The sequence below is a fragment of the Curtobacterium sp. AB451 genome, assembly GCF_050585845.1.
Taxonomy (GTDB): Bacteria; Actinomycetota; Actinomycetes; order Actinomycetales; family Microbacteriaceae; genus Curtobacterium.
This window is the reverse complement of record NZ_JBOBQG010000001.1, coordinates 471529-493574: the sequence shown is the minus strand read 5'-3', so window position 1 is coordinate 493574 and position 22046 is coordinate 471529. Positions and strand designations below refer to the sequence as shown.

At 71.4% G+C, this 22046-nt stretch carries 17 protein-coding genes; 7 read left to right on the top strand and 10 right to left on the bottom strand.

Going from position 1 to position 22046, the window contains the following annotated elements; all coding sequences use genetic code 11:
* Positions 1-3 precede the first annotated feature (3 nt).
* Entirely contained in the window at positions 4-2106 is a 2103-nt protein-coding gene (locus ACQXVK_RS02245) for an MDR family MFS transporter (protein ID WP_430852527.1), read from the bottom strand.
* Positions 2107-2216: 110 nt separating this feature from the next.
* Between ACQXVK_RS02245 and ACQXVK_RS02240 the strand changes: the two genes are divergently transcribed.
* From ACQXVK_RS02240 to ACQXVK_RS02230, 3 genes are all read left to right on the top strand, one after another.
* Positions 2217-2693: a MarR family winged helix-turn-helix transcriptional regulator gene (locus ACQXVK_RS02240; RefSeq protein WP_309778753.1), complete on the top strand. Its 477-nt coding sequence runs from the start codon at positions 2217-2219 to the stop codon at positions 2691-2693.
* Between the two features lie 176 nt (positions 2694-2869).
* The gene (locus ACQXVK_RS02235; RefSeq protein WP_430852526.1) at positions 2870-4714 is read left to right on the top strand and encodes a DEAD/DEAH box helicase; all 1845 of its coding nucleotides are present in this window, start codon (positions 2870-2872) and stop codon (positions 4712-4714) included.
* A 194-nt stretch (positions 4715-4908) separates the two neighbouring features.
* Positions 4909-6225, top strand: coding sequence for a fibronectin type III domain-containing protein (locus ACQXVK_RS02230; protein ID WP_430852525.1), 1317 nt, complete (start codon positions 4909-4911; stop codon positions 6223-6225).
* A gap of 78 nt (positions 6226-6303) precedes the next feature.
* Here ACQXVK_RS02230 and ACQXVK_RS02225 read toward each other — a convergent pair whose 3' ends face one another.
* Positions 6304-7230, bottom strand: a complete 927-nt coding sequence (locus ACQXVK_RS02225) for an NAD-dependent epimerase/dehydratase family protein (protein ID WP_430852524.1) — start codon at positions 7228-7230, stop codon at positions 6304-6306.
* Positions 7231-7355: 125 nt separating this feature from the next.
* On the opposite strand from ACQXVK_RS02225, the gene ACQXVK_RS02220 reads away from it, so the two are divergent.
* The 4 genes from ACQXVK_RS02220 to opgC all read left to right on the top strand — a co-directional run bounded on the left by ACQXVK_RS02220 (position 7356) and on the right by opgC (position 13338).
* On the top strand, positions 7356-8075 hold the full coding sequence (locus tag ACQXVK_RS02220; RefSeq protein ID WP_022908164.1) for a TetR/AcrR family transcriptional regulator: 720 nt from the start codon (positions 7356-7358) through the stop codon (positions 8073-8075).
* A gap of 258 nt (positions 8076-8333) precedes the next feature.
* Entirely contained in the window at positions 8334-10355 is a 2022-nt protein-coding gene (locus ACQXVK_RS02215) for a glycosyltransferase (protein ID WP_022908165.1), read from the top strand.
* On the top strand, positions 10352-10765 hold the full coding sequence (locus ACQXVK_RS02210; protein WP_022908166.1) for an ATP-binding protein: 414 nt from the start codon (positions 10352-10354) through the stop codon (positions 10763-10765). Before ACQXVK_RS02215 ends, ACQXVK_RS02210 begins: the two co-directional genes overlap by 4 nt.
* Positions 10762-13338 (top strand): OpgC domain-containing protein, encoded by a 2577-nt coding sequence (opgC, locus tag ACQXVK_RS02205; protein ID WP_430852523.1) that lies wholly within the window; start codon positions 10762-10764, stop codon positions 13336-13338. Before ACQXVK_RS02210 ends, opgC begins: the two co-directional genes overlap by 4 nt.
* A gap of 329 nt (positions 13339-13667) precedes the next feature.
* Here the strand turns inward: opgC and ACQXVK_RS02200 are convergent, their stop codons facing one another.
* From ACQXVK_RS02200 to ACQXVK_RS02165, 8 genes are all read right to left on the bottom strand, one after another.
* On the bottom strand, positions 13668-14549 hold the full coding sequence (locus ACQXVK_RS02200) for a hypothetical protein (RefSeq protein ID WP_416393619.1): 882 nt from the start codon (positions 14547-14549) through the stop codon (positions 13668-13670).
* 86 nt (positions 14550-14635) lie between these two features.
* Positions 14636-15262 (bottom strand): response regulator transcription factor, encoded by a 627-nt coding sequence (locus ACQXVK_RS02195; RefSeq protein ID WP_022906938.1) that lies wholly within the window; start codon positions 15260-15262, stop codon positions 14636-14638.
* A complete protein-coding gene (locus ACQXVK_RS02190; RefSeq protein WP_430852522.1) occupies positions 15259-16656 on the bottom strand; it encodes a sensor histidine kinase in 1398 nt (465 codons plus the stop codon). Before ACQXVK_RS02190 ends, ACQXVK_RS02195 begins: the two co-directional genes overlap by 4 nt.
* 137 nt (positions 16657-16793) lie before the next feature.
* Positions 16794-17912, bottom strand: coding sequence for a Gfo/Idh/MocA family protein (locus tag ACQXVK_RS02185; protein ID WP_402264816.1), 1119 nt, complete (start codon positions 17910-17912; stop codon positions 16794-16796).
* Positions 17909-18703, bottom strand: coding sequence for a ThuA domain-containing protein (locus ACQXVK_RS02180; RefSeq protein ID WP_022906941.1), 795 nt, complete (start codon positions 18701-18703; stop codon positions 17909-17911). The genes ACQXVK_RS02185 and ACQXVK_RS02180 overlap by 4 nt, the downstream gene beginning before the upstream one ends.
* Positions 18704-18833: 130 nt before the next feature.
* On the bottom strand, positions 18834-19724 hold the full coding sequence (locus ACQXVK_RS02175; RefSeq protein WP_022906943.1) for a carbohydrate ABC transporter permease: 891 nt from the start codon (positions 19722-19724) through the stop codon (positions 18834-18836).
* On the bottom strand, positions 19721-20671 hold the full coding sequence (locus ACQXVK_RS02170) for a carbohydrate ABC transporter permease (protein WP_031262171.1): 951 nt from the start codon (positions 20669-20671) through the stop codon (positions 19721-19723). Before ACQXVK_RS02170 ends, ACQXVK_RS02175 begins: the two co-directional genes overlap by 4 nt.
* A 62-nt stretch (positions 20672-20733) precedes the next feature.
* Complete coding sequence (locus ACQXVK_RS02165) at positions 20734-21966, bottom strand: sugar ABC transporter substrate-binding protein (protein ID WP_430852521.1); 1233 nt, start codon at positions 21964-21966, stop codon at positions 20734-20736.
* Positions 21967-22046 lie beyond the last annotated feature (80 nt).

Genomic DNA, 22046 nt, shown 5'->3' with positions numbered 1-22046 from the left:
CGGTCACCGACGCCGCGCGGGCTGCGTCGGGGTGGATCCGGTCATCGGGCCGGTGAAGGACCCCGCCTCGGCGGCGGCGAGGCCGGCGGCAGCCTCGAGCTCGTCCTCGGCGGAGAGCCGGCCGTCGTCGGCGTCGCGCTTCGCACCGGCGGCGTCCGCCTGCTCCTGCAGGGCCGAGCGCTGACGCAGCGGCGGCACCCGGAAGAACCAGGTGAGGACGAAGGCGAGCAGGATCACGCCGAGCCCGACCCAGTAGATCGTCACGGACGAGGCGTTGAAGCCCGCCATGAACGGCCGGGTGAGCCGGCTGTCCGCACCGGTCAGGAACGAGGTGTCGTTCGTGCTCATGGTGCTCGACCCGGAGTCGCTGCTGTCCGAGACCTGCTTCGCGACGGCCGGGGTGAGCTCGCCCACCCAGGACGACCGCTCGGAGGCGTCCGACCAGTCGACGACGAGCGTGCCGTCCTGCACCGAGGCGTGCGCCTTCTCGGCCGCTGCGGCGAGGGCCTGGTCCTGCACGGCTGCCGGGGCGCTCGCGGTCGCCTGCTGCACCTGCGCGGTGACGTCGTCGAGCGACGCCTGCACGTTCTGCTCGAGCGGGGTGACGATCGGCGACCAGATCTCGTCCATGACGCCGCGGTTCGCGGGCGCCGTGGCCACGGTCGGGTTCGTCGCCGCCTCGAGTGCCTGGCGCAGGTCGGTCCGGTCCGCGGTCGCGTGCAGGATGTTCGACGGCATGACCGAGAACAGGATGGACAGGAGCACCGCGGTGCCGAGCGTGCCACCGATCTGGCGGAAGAACGTGGCGGACGACGTGGCGACGCCCATGTCCCGGGCCTCGACCGAGCCTTGCGACGCCAGGGTGAGCGACTGCATGACCGAGCCGAGCCCCAGGCCGATGAGGAACATGCCGATCATCAGGAACCAGAGCGGCTTGTCGATCGTCATGAACGTCAGCACGACGTAGCCGGAGGACACCAGCGCGGTGCCGATCACCGGGAAGATCCGGTAGCGGCCGACGCGGGCCACGATCTGGCCGCTCGTGATCGACGCGATCATGAGCCCGCCGACGAGGGGGAGCGTCGCGAACCCGGACTCGGTGGGGGTCAGGCCGACGACGATCTGCAGGTAGAGGGGGATGGTCAGCATGGCGCCGAACATCGCGAAACCGACCAGGAAGCCGATGACGGTCGCCATCGAGAACGTGCCGGAGCGGAAGAGCTTGAGCGGGATGATCGCGGCGTCGCCCATCTTCGACTCGACGAGCAGCAGGACGACCAGGCCGACGACACCGATGACGTAGCAGGCGATCGCGGCGGGCGAGCCCCAGCCCCAGGTGCGGCCCTGTTCGGCCACGAGCAGGAGCGGGACGAGCGTGACGATGACCGCCGTGGCGCCCCACCAGTCGACCTTCGGCTTCGCACCGTCGCCGCCGTGCACCTTCGGCAGGTGCAGGAAGACGAGCACCATGACGAGGGCCGCGATGCCGATCGGCACGTTGATGAGGAGCACCCAGCGCCAGCCGGTGATCCACAGGATCTCGGAGGAACCGGCGAGCAGACCGCCGATGAGCGGGCCGATGACGCTCGAGATGCCGAAGACGGCGAGGAAGTAGCCCTGGTACTTGGCACGCTCACGCGGGGCGAGGATGTCACCCATGATCGCGAGCGGCAGCGACATCAGCGCACCGGCGCCGATGCCCTGCACGGCGCGGAAGCCGGCGAGCATGAGCATCGAGGTCGACATCGACGAGAGCACTGCGCCGAGGATGAACACCACGATGCCGAAGATGTAGAGGGGACGGCGCCCGAAGATGTCGGAGAGCTTGCCGTAGATCGGCGTCGCGATCGTCGAGGTGATGAGGTACGCGGTGGTGACCCAGGCCTGCTGGTCGAGCCCGTGCAGGTCGTCACCGATCGTCCGGATGGCCGTGCCGAACACCGTCTGGCCGAGCGAGGACAGGAACATGCCCGCCATCAGCCCGTAGATCACGAGGAGGATCTGGCGGTGGGTCATCAGCGGCTGCTGACCGGCTGCGGCGGAGTCCGTGGGGACCCCGGCTGCGCGTCGGCCGTGCTGCACCGGGACGGGTGCGGTGGCGGTCATCGAGCTCCTTGCTTCGTGCTGTGTTTCCTGCTGTGAAAGTTTGCAGACCGCGCAACGATACATCCATTGCTTCCGGCAAGCAACTAATTCCGCCCACTACGCTGTGCGGCATGACCGAGGATCGGGACGACGCCGAGCGGCTGCTGCGTGCCCAGCTCGACCGACTGTGGGTCCGGCAGACCCTTCGGTCATCGCTCATCGAGTCGCGCGGGGGACTCGACCCCACGGCACGCGTGATCCTGCGCGCGGTCGACCACTTCGGGGCCGTCCGGTCGATGGCCATCGCGGACGCCACGGGGCTGTCGCGCCCGGTGATCAGCCGTCGCGTGGCGTCGCTCGTCGAGTCCGGGTACCTCGGCACCGAACCGGACCCGGCGGACGGTCGCGCCAGCCTCGTCTCGATCGCGCCGGCCGGACGCACGCTGCTCGACACGCTCGACGTCGCCGGCGCCGAGGTCTTCGACGACCTCACCGGGGCCTTCGCGACGGGGGAGCTGCACACCCTCGCGGGGCTCCTCGCCCGGCTGAACGACCGCGCCGACGCGGTCCTCGGGATCGGCGCCACGGACCGGCGCGACGCGTCCTGACGACGCGGCACGCGTCCTGGACGCGACCACGGGGCGGACGGGAGGCGCGGTGCGGGCCCGCCCCGCCCTCCCTCGCAGGCTCGGTCGGCGCGTCTCGCGTGCCGCTGGCGCGTCACCGCTGAGCGAGACGCGCCACACCGTCACTGCTGACGCCGTATTCGAGATACCGTTTCCGCATGAGCACGGACACCGCCACCACCACTGAGACCCTCGACGACGGGCCAGTGGTGACCTTCGCCGACCTCGGCCTGAGCGATGCTGTGCTCAAGGCCGTCAAGGACATCGGCTACGAGACCCCCTCCGCCATCCAGGAGGCCACGATCCCGACGCTGCTCGAGGGGCGCGACGTCGTCGGCCTCGCGCAGACCGGAACCGGCAAGACCGCGGCGTTCGCGCTCCCGATCCTGTCCCGCATGGAGGCCGGCGCCAAGGTGCCGCAGGCGCTCGTGCTCTCCCCGACCCGTGAGCTCGCCCTGCAGGTGTGCGAGGCGTTCGAGCAGTTCGCGTCGCACATGAAGCACGTGCACGTCCTGCCCGTCTACGGCGGCCAGGCCTACGGTGTGCAGCTGTCCGCGCTCCGCCGTGGCGTCGACGTGGTCGTCGGGACCCCCGGTCGCATCATGGACCACATCGCCAAGGGCACGCTCGACCTGTCCGAGCTGAAGTACCTCGTGCTCGACGAGGCCGACGAGATGCTCAAGATGGGCTTCGCCGAGGACGTCGAGACGATCCTCGCCGAGACCCCGGACGACAAGCAGGTCGCGCTCTTCTCGGCGACGATGCCCGCGCAGATCCGCCGCATCTCGCAGCAGTACCTCACCGATCCGGCCGAGATCACGGTCAAGACGAAGACGAAGACCGCCGCGAACATCACGCAGCGGTACCTCATGGTGTCGTACCCGCAGAAGGTCGACGCGCTCACCCGCATCCTCGAGGTCGAGGACTTCGAGGGCATGATCATCTTCGTCCGCACGAAGAGCGAGACCGAGACCCTCGCCGAGAAGCTCCGCGCCCGCGGGTACGCCGCAGCAGCCATCAGCGGTGACGTCGCCCAGGCCCAGCGCGAGCGCACGGTCAACCAGCTGAAGTCCGGCAAGCTCGACATCCTCGTCGCCACCGACGTCGCCGCCCGCGGCCTCGACGTCGACCGCATCACGCACGTCGTGAACTACGACATCCCCGTCGACATCGAGTCCTACGTGCACCGCATCGGCCGCACCGGGCGTGCCGGCCGCTCGGGCGACTCGATCAGCTTCGTCACCCCGCGTGAGCGTCGTCTGCTGTCGGCGATCGAGCGGCACACCAAGCAGCCGCTCACGCAGATGCAGCTGCCGACGATCGAGGACGTCAACGAGACGCGCCTCACCCGCTTCGACGACGCCATCACCGCAGCGCTCGAGCAGCAGGACCGCATCACCGCGTTCCGCGACATCATCGCCCACTACGTCGAGCACCACGACGTGCCGGCGGACGACGTCGCCGCCGCGCTGGCCGTCGTTGCGCAGGGCGAGGACCCGCTGCTGCTCGACCCGAAGGCCGACGAGCTGCGGAACCGCGTCGACCGTGACGGCCGTGGCGGCGACCGCCGCGACCGTGACGACGACCGCGGCGCCCGGGGCGAGCGGTCCGACCGTGGCCCGCGCCGCTCGCAGCCGATGACCGCCTACCGCATCGAGGTCGGGCGTCGGCACCGCGTCGAGCCGCGCCAGATCGTCGGGGCCCTGGCGAACGAGGGCGGCCTGCGCCGCGACGACTTCGGGGCGATCCAGATCCGTCCGGACTTCTCGATCGTCGAGCTGCCCACCGACATGGACGCCGGGGTGCTCGACCGGCTGACGGACACCCGCATCAGCGGCAAGCTCATCGAGATCAAGCCCGACCGCCGCGGTGGCGGTGCCGGTGGTGCGCGTCGGTTCGACCGCGACGACCGTGGGCCGCGTGCCGGTGGTCGGGACCGCGACGACCGCGGCCCGCGTCGGTACGACCGCGACGACCGTCCGGAGCGCAAGCCGCGTCACTGAGGCACGACCGGGCGCGGGCTGCCCGCGCGGCGGATCACGGAACGCCCCGCCGTCCGGGTGCTGCCTTGCGGGATGACGCACGAGGGCGTGCGCTGCCCGCACGATCCCCGTGCCGACGGGTCCGCGGCGCCCGAGCGGTGGTCTGATACCCCTAGCCGTGGCGCAGGACCACGGGACGACCGAGGGGAACGCACGTGTTCAGAGCCGTAGTCACCGCCGCCGCAGCGGTGGCGCTCGTCATCGGGGGAGCAGCGCCGGCGACGGCCGCACCCTCGTCGGTGCCGGGTGCGCCCACCTCCGTCCGCGTCACCGGTGCTGCCGACAGCGCGACCGTCACCTGGGGACGGCCGGGGTCCGGTGCGAAGGTCACCGGCTGGCGCGTCACGGTGTCGCCCGCCGAGCAGCAGCCGGACGGCGGCGTCGACCGACTCCCGGCGACCGCCCGCTCCGACCGCTTCGGCGACCTGACCGCGAGCACGACCTACACGTTCTCGGTCCGTGCGGTCGGGACCAGCGGCGCGGGCAAGGCCGTCTCGGTGCGCTACACCGCGCCCGGGTCGGTCCGGACCGTGCAGTCGCTGTACGCCCTCGACGGCACCGGCTCCGTCGTGCGCTTCCCGGTGAGCGGGACCGGCGCACCGACCACGATCGCGCCGAACGGCGCGGGCTTCACGGCGGACGACGTCGGCGACGTCTTCGTGCCCTCGGGAGACCGCACGTCCATCGTGATGTACCCGGCGGGCGGCGCTGCTCCCCGGACGGTGGCGACGGGTCTGCACCTCGGCGCCGACCTGCGCTCGGACGTCGCCGGGAACCTGTACTGGGTCGACTCGTCGACGGGCGCGATCACCAAGCTGCCGGTGACGGGTGCCGCGCCGAGGGCGATCATCCCCTCGGCCGGGACCGGGTGGGCGGTCGGACGCGACGGCACGGTCTCCGCGGTGACGTTCGGCCGGGCGGGCGCGGACAGCACCGTCGTCTCCGTGTCACCCTCGGGTGCGCGCACCACGCGGAGCTTCCCGGAGACGGGGTACCGCGTGTTCGCCGGCGTCCTCGCCGACGGCCACGGCAACCTCTACCTGAACTACACCGCGACGGGTGCCTCCGGCGCCAGCGGGTGGGTGCTCCTGGCCGCCGGCTCGTCGACGCTCACCGCCGCCGACGACCGGCTCGCCTTCGACTACGCGGCGACGACCACCCGTTCGCTGCTCATCGCCAAGTCTGCGGAGTGGTGCGCCGCCCCGGCGGACTCCAGCCCGACCGGCTGCTCGGCGGACAAGACGATCACGAGCGTCGTGTCCCGGAACGCCGACGGCTCCGTGGCCGAGCGGGTCACGAGCGGCGTGAAGGCCCAGGGGCGCGGGCTGTGGATCGGCGCCGCCGACGAGGCCGGCGACCTGTTCATCGACGTGCGTGCCGGTGCGACACCGGGCCTCTGGCGGCTCGACGCCGCCGGCGGCGTCGCCCAGCGGCTGTCCGCCGGAGCGTTCACGCGGTTGCTGGTGATCTGAGGTCGGACCCGACCGGACGCCGGACGCCAGGCGCGGTGCCAGCGGGTGCCGCGCCTGGCGTCCTGCCGTGCGTAGCGGTCACACCACACCCGTCACGGTCCGTCGGCACACCTCGTCCCACGGGGTCGGCTCGATCCCGAACCGGGCGCGGCTCGCCGAGTCGTCGACCACGTACGGCGCGGTCCACTGGTAGCCCATCTCGGCGATCTCGCGCATCATCGGCGACACCAGGCCCATCGCGCGGAACACGCCGACGGGCATCCGACCGACCCGCACCGGGGGCTTCCCGGCCGCGGCCAAGACCTCGGTGAGCGCCTGCACCTGCGTCCGGGGCGCGTTGCTCGGCACCATCCAGGTGCGCCCGTGGGTGCCCTCGTCCGCACCGGCGGCGACGAGCATCCGTGCGACGTCGAGCACGTCGGTGAAGGTGTGCGGCAGGTCGGTGCGTCCGACCATGGACACGGACCGGCCCTCGAGCGCGGCCGGGAGCACGCGGGTGACGTGCCCGTTCTGGCCGATGCCGGGGCCGACGTAGTCCGACGCGCGGACCTCGACGGCGCGGACCCGTCCGGCCTCGTGCGCGGCGCGCGCATCGGCCCAGAGGCGTGCCCGCAGGATGCCCTTGTGGTCGGTCGCGGCGTCCGGCAGGCTCTCGCGCATCGGGCCGTCCACCGGACCGTACGGGTAGAGGTTGCCGGTGATCGCGTACACGGCGCCGGTCCGTTCGGCGGTGGTGAGCAGCGCGGTCGCGAGCGGCGGCCAGGTCCGTTCCCACTGCGTGTAGTCGCCGGGGTTCGCGCAGTTGTAGAGGACGGCGGCCCCGTCGGTGACGCGGGTGAGCGCGTCGGCGTCGGACGCGTCGAGTGCGACGTGTTCGACGCCGCGGACACCCGTGTCCCGGCCGGACCGGGTGACGACGGCGACCCGCTCGCCCTGCTCGGCGAGGAGTGCGGCGACGTGACGGCCCACGGGACCGGCGCCGACGACGACGTGCTGGTGTGACATGACTTCCTGCTTTCGTTCGTGAGCGAGAGCACCGCTCTCTGTGTCTAGGATGCACGCCCGATCGTCGAATTGCAAGAGCAGTGCTCTCGTTTGTGTGCAGTGCTCTCGCGTGGCATGGTGGAGGGATGACCGACACGGCCCCGACCGCCCGAGCCCGCGCTCGCGAGGCGGTGCACGCGAGCATCCTCGCCGCCGCCCGGGTGCGGCTCACCGACGAAGGTCCATCGCAGCTGAGCCTGCGGGCCGTGGCCCGTGACGTCGGCATGGTGTCGTCGGCCGTCTACCGGTACTTCCCGAGCCGCGACGACCTGCTGACGGCGCTGCTCATCGCCGACTACGACGAGCTCGGGGCCGCGGTCGAGGCGGCCGATGCGGCAGCGGGTCCGGCCCCGGGGGCACGGTGGGTCGCGGTCTGCCGGGCGATCCGCACCTGGTCGATCGCCCACCCGGGGGACTTCGCGCTCCTGTTCGGCTCGCCGGTGCCCGGGTACGCCGCGCCGCGATCGACGGTCGAGCCGGCGTCGCGGACGACGCTCACGATCGTGCGGGTGGTCGCCGATGCCGTGGCCGACCCCGGGTACCGGGCGCCGGACGCGCCCCGGTCGGGCCCGGGCCGGCTCACGCCCGCCGTCGCCGACGGGGTGGAGTCGCTCCGGGCCTTCGGGACGGGGCTGCCGGAAGAGGTCCTCGCCCGCACGCTCATGGCCTGGACGACGGTGTTCGGCACGGTGTCGTTCGAGCTGTTCGGGCACTACGTCGGGTCGGTCTCCGACGGCGCGGCCTTCTTCGACGAGGTCGTCGCCCGGCTGGCCGAGGGGCTCGGGATCGTCGCCGCGTTCGACTGAGTGCTGTCCGTCCCACGCCGGTGGACGGATGCGGGCTGTCCCCAGACCGGGGCGCCGGTCTGACAGGAGGGTGCTCCCTGCGGTAGACAGGTCGTGGGCCCCGGCCGTACCCGACGGCGCAGCCCTCGCCCGGGACGGCACACCTCGAGTCACCCCGGACGGACCACCACCCTCGGGCGCGCGCCGCGGCCGGGGCCGACGGATCAGGGAGGCACGCTTGCGACGCAGCACGTTCGGCGACGCCGTCGGGGGCACCCGGTGACCGCGCTCGACGTCAGCCGGCAGGACCGCCGCCGCCTCACCACCGGCACGTCCCGGCGTCGACTCGTCACGGTGCGGACCGTCGCACTGCTCGCCTCGATCGCCGGCGTGAACTACGTCGTGTGGCGGTGGGCCGCGTCGGTGAACTGGCACTCGTGGTGGATCGCCGTGCCGCTGATCCTCGCCGAGACGTACAGCGTGATCGATTCGCTCCTCTTCGCGTTCGGGGCCTGGCGGCTCCGTGAACGCGGCGAGCCACCGACCTCGCCGGGGGACCACGTCACCGTCGACGTGTTCATCACCACCTACGACGAGCCGGTCGACCTCGTGCTCCGCACCGCGCGCGCCGCGAAGGCCATCCGCCACCCGCACGCCACGTGGATCCTCGACGACGGCAACCGTCCGGAGATGCGTGCGGCCGCCGAGTCGCTCGGCATCGGGATCATCACCCGTGGGGCCGACTGGGTCGATCGGCCCCGGCACGCCAAGGCCGGCAACCTCAACAACGCACTGCTCGCGACCCAGGGCGAGTTCCTGCTCATCCTCGACGCCGACCAGGTGCCGGACCCGGCGATCCTCGACCGCACGCTCGGGTACTTCAAGGACACCGAGATGGCGCTCGTGCAGACGCCGCAGTGGTTCGAGAACGTCCCCGACGCCGATCTGCTCGGCAGCCAGGCGCCGTTGTTCTACGGCCCGATCCAGCAGTCGAAGGACGGCTGGAACGCCGCGTTCTTCTGCGGTTCGAACGCGATCCTCCGCCGCGAAGCGCTCATGCAGCTCGGGGTCACCCGCTACGTGCGCGAGGTCGAGGCGTCGGTCGCGCGGACGATCAAGACCTCGCGGAAGCTCCTCGCCCGTGCGCGGGAGACCGAGACCGACGAGCGGGTGCTCGGCGCCCTCGACGAGGCCGAGGCCGTGATCGACCGGGCTCGCGACCAGGTGGAGCGCGGCGAGCCCCTCGGCGACGTGACCTACGACTTCCAGCGCGGGATCGACGCCATCTCCTACCGGTTCGCGGCCTCCGACCTCGAGTCCGTCCGCAACGACCTGCAGGAGCTCGCGGCGATGTCGACCGACGCGAACACCTTCGCCGGCCTCGACGATGCGGCGCTCGACGTCCTCGGTCGTCGCGACGCCTCGCCGGTCGCCGCGATCGAGTCCATCGCCGTGCTCACCCGCGCGCTCGACGTCAACCGCGACGACGAGGCCCAGCCGATCATGCCCCTGGCGACGATCTCGGTGACCGAGGACATGGCGACCGCGATGCGTCTGCACGGCCTCGGCTGGAAGTCGGCGTACCACGACGAGATCCTCGCGACGGGCCTCGCCCCCGAAGACCTGCCGACCATGCTCGTGCAGCGGCTCCGTTGGGCGCAGGGCACCATGCAGGTCTTCTTCCGCGAGAACCCCCTCGTGCAGAAGGGGCTCTCGTGGGGGCAGCGGCTCATGTACTTCTCGACGATGTGGAGCTACCTGTCCGGCTTCGCCGCGATCGTCTACATCGCCGCGCCGGTGCTCTGCCTGTCGTTCGGCGTCGTGCCGGTCCAGGCGTACAGCGTGGACTTCTTCGCCCGGCTCATCCCGTTCCTGGTGCTGAACCAGCTGCTGTTCTGGGTGGTGGCGGCCGGCAGACCGACGTGGCGCGGACAGCAGTACTCACTGGCGCTGTTCCCGGTGTGGATCGAGTCGGTGACGAGCGCCTTCGAGAACGTGTTCCGCGGCAAGCCGTTGGGCTTCCGGGTCACCCCGAAGGTCCGTGACGAGTCCGAGCAGCGGCCGCGGTGGGACCTCGTCAAGCCGCAGCTCGTCGCGATGGGAGCCCTCGTGGCGGCGCTCGTGCTGATCGGCATCCGGTACCTGACCGGTCAGGCATCCGGCATCGCACCCCTCGTGAACACCGCGTGGGTCGTGTTCGACCTGTTCATCTTCAGCATCGTCATCCGTGCGGTGCTGTACCGGGGCCCCGGGACGGCACGGTCCGGACACGGATCGAGCACGGTCGGAGGACCCCTGTGAGCCCGGAGCGCATCGAGTTCGACGTCCCCGCGGTCCCCGAGTCGCTCGACGAGGTGCAGGACCGCTTCGGTGCGTGGTGGGACGCCCTGGGCATCGACGACCTCCGACTCCGGTTCGGTCTCGAGACCGCCGTCGCCGAGATCGCGGCGAACATCGTCGAGCACACCCGTCGTGCCGACCAGGAAGCAGGCAGGCGCTACACCGTGGAACTCGACGTGACCGACCGCGAACTCGTGGCCGTCCTCACCGACAACGGGCTGCCCGTCGACATCGACCTCGCCGCGGTGACGATGGCGGACGTCGACGAGGAGAGCGGCCGCGGCCTCGCCCTCGCGATCGCCGCACTCGACCGGCTCGAGCACCGGCACGAGGGCGGGCACAACGTGTGGACCCTGGCGTGCACGCGGTGAGCCGACCCGCCGCCCGGCTCCTCGCGTTCCTGGTCGTCCTCGCGACGTTCGCGCTGGGCGGTGCGCTGCCGGCGTCCGCGGTGCAGGCGACGACCACCGCAGCGGCGTCGGCGACGACCGCCGCAGCGGCGTCTGCGACGACCGCCGCAGCGGCGTCTGCGACGAACGCCGCAGCGGTGGGACCGAGCTCCGGGACGACCTGGTTCGGGCCGGACATCGACTGGGGTGACGACGCCCCCGACGGCTACGCCGGACGCCTCGGCGCGACACCGTCGATGTACGGCGTCGAGATCCCGTACCCGCTCGACCGCAGCGCCCGCAAGGAGTTCCTCCGCGCGACCCGGGCGGCGGCGACGCAGGGCGCGGTCCTCGTCGTGAGCTTCGAGCCCGACCGGTCGCTCGGGTCCCTGACCGCCGCCGACGCCCGAGCCGCGAACACCCTGCTCGAGGACGTCCACCGGCAGTACGACACCCAGGTCCTCGTCCGGTTCGCACCGCAGATGAACGGCACGTGGGTGCGGTGGGGGCAGCAGCCGACCCAGTTCGTGCAGGCCTTCCGCGCGCTCGCGACGGCGGTGCACGCCGGCAGCTCGGACGCCCTGATGGTGTGGTCCCCGTCGTACGGCGCCGGGTACCCCTTCGGCGAGTCCGCGGGACGCCTGCAGGACCTCTCGGCGACGGACGTCTCGATGCTCGACACGAACGGGGACGGGCGGCTGACCGCCGCCGACGACCCCTACGCGCCGTACTGGCCGGGGGACTCCGCCGTCGACTGGGTCGGGCTGTCGATGCTGTACTTCGGCAAGGGCAAGGCGACCGAGGCCGCCGGCCGGGACGTCCCGCTCACCCGGAACGACGTCCCCGAGGCCGGCGAGGTCTCCGCTCGCTTCGACGAGACCTGGGGCTACGAGCAGCGACAGCAGGGAAGCTTCTACGACCGCTTCGCCGTGGCGGACGACCGGCCGATGCTGCTCGACACCGGGGCGCTGTACGACCACTCGCTCCGTGGCGACGACGAACTCCCGGTGAAGCAGGGCTGGTGGCGACAGGTGATCGCCGCCGTGCAGGACCGCCCGTTGATCCGCGGGGTGACGTTCCTCGAGACGAACCGCCGTGAGCCCGAGGCCGGCAACCGGGTCGCCGACTGGCGCGACACCGCGGTCCCCGGCATCGCGGGTTCCTTCCGGACGGACCTCGAACGCGCGGGCGACTTCGTCTTCGGACCGGTCACCGAACGGGTCACGCCCGTGGCCGGGGCCGCGGCGACCGACCAGCAGTACGACACCGGCGGCGACCAGATGGCGTGGATCGTCTGGTGCGCGGTCGGCCTGGCGGTGGTCTTCCTGCTGAGCGGGCTGTTCGGCCGCCTGCTGCCGAGCTGGCGGTACCCGGACGACGGCAAGCCCGGGCGTGACCTCCGGCTCGACCTGTTCCGCGGCTTCATCATCCTCGCCGTGGTGATCACCCACATCGAGATCGGCGGTCCGTACTCGTACATCACGCTGCACGCCGTCGGTGCGATCACGGGCGCCGAGATGTTCGTGTTCCTGTCCGGCATGGTGCTCGGCATGACGTACCCCTTCGCCATCAAGAAGTTCGGCGAGTGGGCGGCCGCGATCGGGGCGTGGAAGCGGGCGCGGAAGCAGTACCTCGTCACGCTCGCGGTGATCCTCGTCGTCTTCGCGCTGAGCTTCGCGCCCTTCCTCAACACCGACGCGATCACCACGTTCACCGACCGGGGGACCGGCACCGGGGGCGTCGGGGCCGAGGGGCGCGTGTACGACCTCTACCCGAACGCGATGCAGCTGCTGGCCTACCCGCCGCCCTGGTACGCGATCCGGCAGTTCCTGCTGCTCGAGATGGGCCCGTGGCCGTTCAACATCATGGGGCTCTTCGTCGTGCTGAGCCTCTTCATCCCGGCGTTCATGTGGGTGATCCGTCGCGGCTTCTGGTGGGCGCTGCTCGTCGTCAGCTGGGCGCTGTACCTGTTCCAGGCGCTCAACCCCGAGTTCCGGCCGCTGAACTCCCAGTTCGAGGCGGTGTTCCCGCTCCTCACCTGGCAGGTGGTGTTCACCCACGGCCTCGTGCTCGGGTACTACCGTCGCCAGATCATCGCCGCCCTCACCGGACGACTCGGCAAGGTGCTCATCGGCGTGGGCATCGGCGGCTACGCCCTGTTCCTCGTGTACGTGTGGGCGGGCAACCACTTCGGCTTCACGCCCGCGCCGTTCCCGGCGTCGATGTACGACCAGCTGTACAACACCGCCTACCAGCGCGTCGACCTGCAGTGGGGACGTCTGGTGGACATCGCCTTCTTCGCGATCGTCTCCTACGCGATCCTCACCGTGTTCTGGAAGCCGATCTCGACGGCGATCGGCTGGCTGTGGATCCCGATCGGCCAGGCGAGCCTCTACGTCTTCGTGTGGCAGGTGTTCTTCGCGCTGGCGATCGCGTCCATCCCGGGCATCGACTGGGGCAACGCGTGGATCGGTTTCGCGACCCACACCCTGCTCATCCTGTTGGCCTGGTACATGGTCCGGAAACGGTTCCTGTTCTCGGTCATCCCGCGCTGACGCGCTGAATGACGGACTGGAGGCGCGGTGCCAGCCGGCACCGCGCCTCCCGTCCGTGCAGTGGTCGCGTTGCGTTGCGTTCCGAAGTCGACGCGACGTCGGAGCGCCTGTCGTGTGCTCGTGCGTCCCTGACTGCGCGGGCCGTCTCGGCGATCGATCGATGCCCGGACGCCTCGCTGGTGAACCGGTACCGCCCCCGAGAGCGAGCAGTCGAGCAGTGAACGCGCGAACATCGGATCATGGAACCGTCGCCGTGCCAACGCGATGGCGGCGCGGTGCGGGTCCGACCCGCACCGCGCCTCCCGTCACGGTTGCGCTCTCCGTCCGCGTCAGCGGACCGCGACGCGCAGCGGCTGCGGGTCCACCGGGTCCGGCGGGACCGGCAGCGAGCCGCGGATCTGGTTCTGCGCCTGGCACTGGCTCGTGCAGTTCGTCGCACCCTGCGAGAGCTCGACGGCGTCCTCGCCGAGCACCCCGCCCATCCGTCCTCCGGGCTGGACGGTCCACGTCGTCGTGGTCGCGGTCTGCGATGTCTTGGTCGCGACCTGCGGGCTGTCCTTGCCGAGCAGCATCTGGTGGGCGCCGCTGCCCGAGGTCACGGCGGGGGTGCCGTCGCCGAAGTTGATCTTCCCGGTGTACGGGTTCGTGAAGTAGAACAGGCCGGCGCCGAGCGTGTGCGTGAACGTCACCGGCTGGGCGAACTCGGTCTCCATCTGGAAGATGCCGCCCTGCGCGCCGTCCTTCGCCTGCACCTTGAGCTTGCCGGCCCCGGTGGCGAAGATCGCGACGAGGGTGTCGTCCCGCACCTCGAGCGACGACAACTTCGCGCCGGCGAGCTGCGCGGCGGTCAGCGACGGGACCTTCGAGGCGAACACCACGGTCGGCTTCGTCACCATCCGCTGCGTGTCCGGCGCGCCGGTGAGCGTGTAGTCGTACACGCCGAGGTCGGCCGTGCGGATGTCGAACCCGTTGTGCTTGCCGCGCACCGCGATGGTGCCGGAGACGGCGACGTCCTTGACCTTGAAGTCCTTGCCCGGTGCGGGGTTGGTGGTCGTGCCGTTCAGGGTGACGGCGTAGTCCCCGCCGGTCGAGGTCTTGCCGGACGCGTTCGCGGGGGCGACCCCGGCGAGGGCGACCGCGGCGACGACGCCCGCGGTGACCGCGGCGACGATGCCGATGCGCCGTCCGTGGCGCTGGTGCGTGCTGGTCATGGTGTGCCTCCTGGTGTGCTGGGGGTGAGAACCCCTCGACACCGATCGTCGCCGCCCCGCCGCGGCCGCACCATCGGACCTTGGTACTAGTACCCGTGGTCCCTGCCCCAGAGCGCCGCGCTCGTGCGGTCGGCCACCCCGATGCGGCGGAAGAGACTGCCGGCGTGGACCTTGACGGTCCGTTCCGCGATGCCGAGTTCGGTCGCGATCTGCCGGTTCGACAGGCCCCGCGCGATCCGGACGAGGACGTCGCGTTCCCGGGGCGGCAGCTGGACGTCCGGTGCGGTGGTCGACGTGGTCGACGTGCCGCCGGGGAGCAGCGCACGGGCGACCCGGGGGTCGATCGGTGTCTCGTCGCGGGCGGCCGCGCGGACGGCACGCACGACCTCGTCCGGGGCGGCGTCCTTCAGCAGGTACCCGGTCGCCCCGGCAGCGAGTGCGGCGCGCACCCGACCGTCGTCGGCGAACGTGGTGAGGACGAGGACCCGGACGTCGGGCATCGCCGACCGCAGCGCCGCCGTGGCAGCCACCCCACCGGCCCCCGGCATCGACAGGTCCATCACGACGACGTCCGGCCGGAGTCCGGGCGCGAGCGCGACGGCCTCCTCGCCGGTGGCGGCCTCGCCCACGACCTCGCAGTCACCGGTCGCCGCGAGGACGGCCCGCAGTCCGCTCCGGACGAGGGCGTGGTCGTCGACGACGAGGACCCTCACCGCAGTGCCTCGGTGTCGACCGGCACGCGCAGGCGCCAGGTCGTCCCGGCACCCGGAGCGGTCTCGAGCTCGAGCGAGCCGCCGGTGTCCTCGGCGATCTCCCGCAGGAGCGTGGTGCCGAGGTGCCCCGGACGGTCGGGGGCCGTCGCGCGCACCGGGTCGAAGCCCACGCCGTCGTCCGAGACCGTGACCACCAGCACGGCACCGCGGCCGGCGCCGGAGGCACCCGGGGCCGCCGCGACCTGCACGTCGACGACGGAGGCGTTCGCGTGCGTGACGACGTTGGCGACCGCCTCGCGGACGAACCGGACGACCGCGAGCAGCGCCGCGGACGACGCCTCGACCAGGTCCGGCACGTGGACGCTCGTGGTGAGCCCGGCGGCGCGCGCCCGTGCGCAGACGTCGTCGAGCGCCGCGCCCAGGCCGTCCCGTTCCGGAGCCGCCGGACGGATCGCGGACATCGAGCCGCGCAGCGACGACACCGCACCGCGCAGGGCCGCCGCCGCGTCACGGGTGGCCGGGTCCGCCCCGAGCGAGAGGGCGAGCCCGGCGACGTCCTGCACCGGGCCGTCGTGCAGGTCGGCCGCCATCCGTCGGCGTTCGGCGGCCTCGGCGTCGAGCGCGCGACCGAGCAGCCGCTCCCGCGCGCGCTGCCCCGACCGGATCCGGAGCAGCAGCCAGAGCAGCAGCGGGACGAGCAGGGCGAGCACGACGCCGACGGTGCCGAACGCGAGGGCGGCGAACGCGCCACGCAGGTCCGCGGCGCGGGACACGACCTCGTCGTAGCGCTGGTAGGCCTCGAACAGCAGCGCCTCGCCCGACGGGGTGTGCACCGCCTGGTACGCCTCGAGCAGCGGGCCGTGTCCCCGTTCGAAGCGGTTCTCGGGCTCGGACAGGTCGGACACCTCGGCGTCGGACCGGTCGGTCTGCAGCGCTTCGAGGTCCTCGGCGCCCAGCGGGAACCGTTCCCCGACGAGCCGGGCTTCGTCGGACCAGAGGACGGTGCCGTCGGCGGCCCAGAGCTTCATCCGAACCGCAGACCCCGCCCGCAGCTCGCCGGCCACCGCATCGGCCAGTCGTGCGCGGGCCCCAGCCCGTTCGGAGGTGGGCGCGTCGGGGTCGGCGATCGCGTCCACCAGGGCGGGCTCGACCACGACCCGCGCCAGTGCGGCCGTGTCCGACGTCGCGTCACGGACGGCGAAGCCCTCGGCGATGCGCTGCGAGACGAGCGCGCCCGCCGTGGCGACGGCCGCGCCCCCGACGAGGGCGGCGATCACCACCCCGACGAGGACCCTGCCCCAGGGCGTCCGGCCGGTCCGACGACGCTGGTCGGCCGCGACGAGCACCAGCGGGGTCCCCGCCGCTTCGGTGTCCGACGACCGGTGTCCACGCACAGGGCCACCGTAACGGTGCCGGCCCGGGTCCGGTGGGTGCGCGCCGACGACCGGTGGTGACGGTGACGCACGCTGGACAGACGGGAGGCGCGGTGCGGGTCCGACCCGCACCGCGCCTCCCGGCCCACCTGCCTCGTTCAGCCGAGCGCGGCCGTGTCCGGTGACCCCGTCGCGAGCGCGCTCCGGACCGATCCCCACGCGGCGAGCCGCTCGCGGATCGACTCGTCCTGCTCGGCCTCGAGCGCGGTGGCGTGCGCCTGCTCGAGGACCTCGTCGATCACGATGCGCCGTCCGGTGCGGGCGGACGCGATCGCGGCGTCCACCATCGTCAGGCTCATCACGTTGCCGTGCACCTCGCCGTCGGGGCGCTCGCCGGAGCGGACCGCGCGGACGAAGGACGCGAGGGCGCCGGCGATCTCGTTGCCGACGCCGGGTGCCGCCTCCGGAGCGCCCGGGGTGCCGTCGAGGTCGCTCCACGGGTCGTGGTCGCCGTCCCACAGCGCGGTCCCGTCGGACCCGGAGGCCCGCCAGTCGCCGTTCCACGAGGTCTCGGCGCCCGGCGCGCACCACGAGCCGTCGTACACGTAGCGGACGTCGTCCTCGAAGGTGAAGACCGCGGCGGCCGCGGCGTCGCCCCGGTACCAGGACCACGACGGGTTCCACGACTCGCAGTACACCGACACCGGGTCGCGCTCGAGGACGTACCGGGCGGAGTCGAAGGCGTGGATCGCCATGTCGAGCAGGAGGACGTCGTCCATCTCCTCGCGGAAGCCGCCGAAGTGCGGGGCCTTGGCGAAGCGCGTGCTCAGGCCGCCCACCTGTCCGAGCCCGCGGACGTGCTGCCGGAATGCGACGAGGTGGTCGTTGTACCGACGGGACTGCGAGACCATGAACAGCTTGCCCGTGGCCTCGGCGGCCGCGGCGAGCGAGAGCGCCTCGGCGACGGTCTGCGCTGCCGGCTTCTCCCCGAGGACGGGGAGCCCGGCGCGGAGGGCCTCGAGCGTGACCGGGTGGTGCGCGACGGGGACCGTGATGTCGAGGACGGCCTCGGCACCGGTCTCGGCGATGAGTGCGGTGAGGTCGCGGCCGACCGGGATCGTCGGGTCGCCGGCGACCTCCGCCCCGGCGCGCGCGGCGTCGAGGTCGAGGTCGACGATGCCGACGAGCTCGACGTCCGGGTCCGCGGCGACGGTCGCGAGCCACGCCCGGCCCATGCCACCGGCACCGACCTGGACGACCCGGAGCGGCGCGGTCACGCGGACACCTCCTCGTCGACCGGTGCGTCGTCGAACGGGCCGCGGTAGTGCTGGCCGTCGAAGTACTCGCCGAGGTCGTACCGGCGGAGCGTCGGGATCTCCCGCTCGCGCTCCGGCCGGGCCCACTCGGTCGCGTTCGCGATCACGCGTCGGACGTCCTTGTGGTGGTAGACGGGGAAGTCCTGGTCGCCGGGGGAGAAGTAGAAGATCTTCCCGAGGCCGCGGCGGTAGGTCATACCGCTCCGGAACACCTCGCCGCCGGTGAAGCCGGAGATGAAGACCAGCTCGTCGGGGGTCGGCACGTCGAAGTACTCGCCGTACATCTCCTGCTCGGGGATGACGATCGGGTTCGGGACGCCGCGGGTGATGGGGTGCTGCGGGTTCACGGTCCAGACGAGTTCCTGGTCGTGCTCGCTGCGCCACCGGAGCGTGCAGGTGGTCCCCATGAGCTTCCCGAAGATCTTCGACCAGTGGCCGGAGTGCAGCACCACGAGCCCCATGCCGGACAGGACGTGCTTGTGCACGCGGTCGACGACGGCGTCGTCCACCTCGTGGTGCGCGGCGTGCCCCCACCAGGTGAGGACGTCGGTCTCGGCGAGGACCTCGTCGGTGAGTCCGTGTTCGGGCTCCTGCATCGTCGCCGTGCGGACGACGGCGTCCGGCAGGTTCTCGCGGATGCCGTCGGCGATCGCGCCGTGCATGCCGTCGGGGTACCGCTCGGCGACGTGCTGCTCGACCTGCTCGTGGACGTTCTCGCCCCAGACGGTGATGCGCAGCGGGGTGGTGGTCATGGTGTGCCTTTCTGGCTGGGGTTCGTGGGTGTCGCCGGCCGTCACAGGACGGCTGCCCAGGGGGCGACAGCCGCGGTCGCCGCGGTCGCCGCGGTCGCCGCAGGGTCGGTCGCCGCGGGGTCGGTCGCCGTCACTTGACGGCGCCGCCGAGCGCACCGGCGGAGATGTACCGCTGGGCGACGATGAGCAGCACGGCGGCCGGCAGCGACGCGAGGACGGACGTCGCCATGACGGGCCCCCAGTCGGTGACGTTCGAACCGATGTAGTTGTAGATGCCGAGGGTGATCGGCCTGACCGCGGTCGTCGACGTCAGGGTCAGTGCGATGAGGAAGTCGCCCCAGGCCCCGAGGAAGGTGAAGAGCGCCGCCGTGACGATGGCGTTCCGGCTGATCGGCAGGACGATCGACACGAACGCCCGGAAGTCGTTCGCGCCGTCGACGAGCGCGGCCTCGACGAGGCTCGGCGGGATCGACTCCATGAACGCACGCATGAGCAGCACGGCGAACGGCACCTGGACGGCGCTGTCGGCGAGGATCAGCCCGATGTAGCTGTTCAGCAGTCCGACGTTGTTGAACAGCGTGTAGAGCGCGTTCGCGATGACGATCGCGGGGATCATCTGCGTGATGAGCAGCACGAGCAGGAACACCCGGGTGCCGCGCATCTTGAACCGGGCCAGCCCGTACGCGGCCGGGGTCGCGATCGCCAGGGTCAGCACGACGGTGCCGAGGCCGATGATCATGCTCGACAGGAAGTTCTGCCCCTGCTGCGCGAACGCCGTCTCGTACCCGCGGAAGGTGGGCGAGAACGGGAACCAGGTCGCGGTCGCGGCACCGGACGTGGCCTGCAGGCTCGTGTTCACCATCCAGTAGACGGGGAACACCATGATCGCGAGGAACACGCAGCCGAGGATCGTGAGCGGGATGCCCTTGACGCCGCGCTTCGGCCCGGGGACCCGTGCGCTGCGCTTCGTCGTGATCGCCCGGGTGGCGGTGACGGTCTGGTTCGCGATTCCGACGCTCATTCGTCGACCGCCTTCCTGGAGATCGCGATGTAGACCATCGCGAAGACGAACGAGACGACGATGAGCACGTTGCTCACCGCGGCTCCGATGCCGAACTGGAAGTTGATGAACGACTGGTGGTACGCGTTCGTGGCGAGGGTCTGCGTGGAGTTCGCCGGTCCGCCGCCGGTGAGGCCGAGGATGATGTCCACGACCTTCAACGTGTAGACCACCCCCAGGACGATCACGACGCTGACGACGCTCCGGATGCTCGGCCAGGTGATGTACCAGAACGCCTTGAAGCCGGTGGCGCCGTCGAGTGCGCCGGCCTCGTACAGCTCCGGCGGGACGGACTGCAGTCCGCTGTAGAGGATCGTCGTGTTGAACGGGATGCCGAGCCACACGTTCACGCCGATGACGGCGATGAGGGCGAGGCTCGGGCTGACCAGCCACGGTACGGGTGCGATCCCGACGAGCCCGAGGAGCTGGTTGAGCGCTCCGCTGTCCTGGTCGAGCAGCCACTTCCAGACCGCGCTCGACGCGATCAGCGGCAGCAGCCACGGCAGCAGGAGGAGCCCGCGCAGGAAGCCGGACAGCGGGAAGTGCCGCCGGAAGAACAGCGCGAGACCGAGGCCGATCACGAACTGCAGGACGATCGAGCCGGCCGTGAACAGAGCCGTGTTCACGACGCTCGTCGCGAAGACCGAGCTCTGGAACACCTGGATGTAGTTGCCGAGCCCGACCCACGGGGCCTCGCCCGTGAAGAAGGTCTTGGTCGTGTAGTCCTGGAAGGACATGATGACGTTCTTGACGACCGGGTAGCCGAAGAACACGGCCACGAACAGCGCGGCCGGGATGACGAAGAGCCATCGGGTGAGCCCGGTGCGCATGCGCGCTCGGCGCTGGCCGGGTCGTGGTGGTGGGACGGACGCCGTGGTCCGTGGTCGGGTCTGTGTCGTGGCGCTCATGCCGGAACCGCTCCTTCCGAGGGTGGGGAGGGAGCCGACCGGGCGGCCGGCTCCCTCGTGCACTACTGGCTCTGCGACTGCGCCTGCTTGAGCGCGGCCTCGGGGTCGGCCTTGCCCGTGAGGGCGAGCTGGACGGCGGTGTAGATCTTCGTCGCGGCCTTGGGCCAGTCGGGTCCGAGCTCACCGGTGCGGGCGCGGGCGGTCTTCACCGTGGTGACGAACGAGGCGACCTGCGGGTGGTCGGACGCCCACGCGGCGCCGGCCTCGAGGTTCGTCGGCACGTTGCCGCTCACATCGGCGAGGGCCTTCTGGGTCTTCTGCGAGTGCAGGCAGCCGACGAACTTGGCGGCCAGCTGCATCTTCGCCTTGTCGCCGGTCTGCGGGACGGTGAACGCCTCGCCGCCGAGCGGTGCGACGGTCGCCTCACCGGTGCGGGTCGGGATCGGGACGCTGTCGAACTCGAGGCCCTTCTTCGCGTTGAGGGCGGGGAGCTGCCAGGGCCCGTTGATCATCATCGCGGCCTTGCCGGCGAGGAACTGGTTGTTGACGTCGGCCTGGGCCCAGTTGATCGAGCTCTTCGACATCGAGCCGTCGTTCTGCAGGTCCTCGACGAGCTGCAGGGCCTGCGCCGCCTCGGGCGTCGCGATGTCCTTCTCGTCACCCCCGTTCGACCAGAAGAACGGCAGGAACTGCCAGGTGCCCTCGTAGGTGTTGATGTTGCTCATCGCGAAGCCGTACGTCGACCCGGAGGTGAGCTTCTTCGCGGCGGCCTTCAGCTCGTCCCACGTCTTGGGCGGCTGGACGCCGGCGTCCGAGAGCAGCTTCTTGTTGTAGTACAGCGCGATCGAGTTCGTGTTCGACTGCAGGCCGTAGAGCTTCCCCTTGTAGGTGCTCGCCGCCTTCACGCCGGGGACGTCGCCCTCGGCGCTCAGGCCGTAGTCGCTCAGCTCGGACAGCGCACCCGAGGCCGCGATCTGCTGCACGTCGGGGTTGTCGAGCATGAGGACGTCGGGGAGGGTCCGCGACGATGCCTGCTGCAGGACCTTCGAGATCAGACCGGCGCCGGCGACGTGGTTGATCGTGACGGTCGCGTCGACCTGCTTCGCGCACTGCTTGTAGACGGGGTTGTAGGTCGCGTCGTAGTAGTCCTCGATCGTCAGGGCCTTGCTCCCGCCGGAGGAGGCCGAGCCGGAACCGGAGCACCCGGTGAGGACCAGGGGGATCGTCGCGAGCACGGCGACCGCGCCGACGAGGGCTCGGGTCCGGCGCGTCGTGGAGGGGAATCTTTGCTTCATTGCAGAGCTCTTCTCTGTGCGGATGCAGGGGCAGGCACGCAACCACGAATCCGCTGACGTCATCGTCGCTGTGTCCTTGG